The 303-nt window shown below is 59.7% G+C and carries 2 protein-coding genes; both read left to right on the top strand.

What is annotated here, in order from left to right:
- Nucleotides 1–7 precede the first annotated feature (7 nt).
- Nucleotides 8–85, top strand: coding sequence for a hypothetical protein (locus B3H86_RS02140; RefSeq protein ID WP_292050924.1), 78 nt, complete (start codon nt 8–10; stop codon nt 83–85).
- 139 nt (nt 86–224) lie between these two features.
- Nucleotides 225–303 (top strand): hypothetical protein (locus tag B3H86_RS02135; protein WP_292050923.1); only part of this gene is annotated, 79 nt, incomplete at its 3' end.

The raw sequence follows: 303 nt of genomic DNA, 5'->3' as shown, positions 1-303 counted from the left end.
TGCGGTACTGTTTGAAGGCACGGCACAGGAAGCTGTCGAGAGTGACGAAGTCCGCCGCGCCTATCTTGGCGAGATGTACAGCTAGGCGCACAGCTTTAAGCCGAAACTTGACCGTTACGCTCACCGGACGTTAACGGCTGTCCTCCACAGTCAAGCTATAAGCAAGTTCCGGGCCATCGTCCGGCGCTTGGGTGGGTTTGGGTTGCCTTCGGGGGAATGTGCGCGTGATCGGGCAAAGGCTTGAGGTCCGGCAGGGGCAGGGGTTGGTCATCACCCCCCAGCTCCAGCAGGCTATCAAACTGC

The sequence above is a fragment of the Brevundimonas sp. UBA5866 genome, from assembly GCF_002432125.1.
Taxonomy (GTDB): domain Bacteria; phylum Pseudomonadota; class Alphaproteobacteria; order Caulobacterales; family Caulobacteraceae; genus Brevundimonas.
This window is presented reverse-complemented; position numbering and strand designations above follow the sequence as displayed.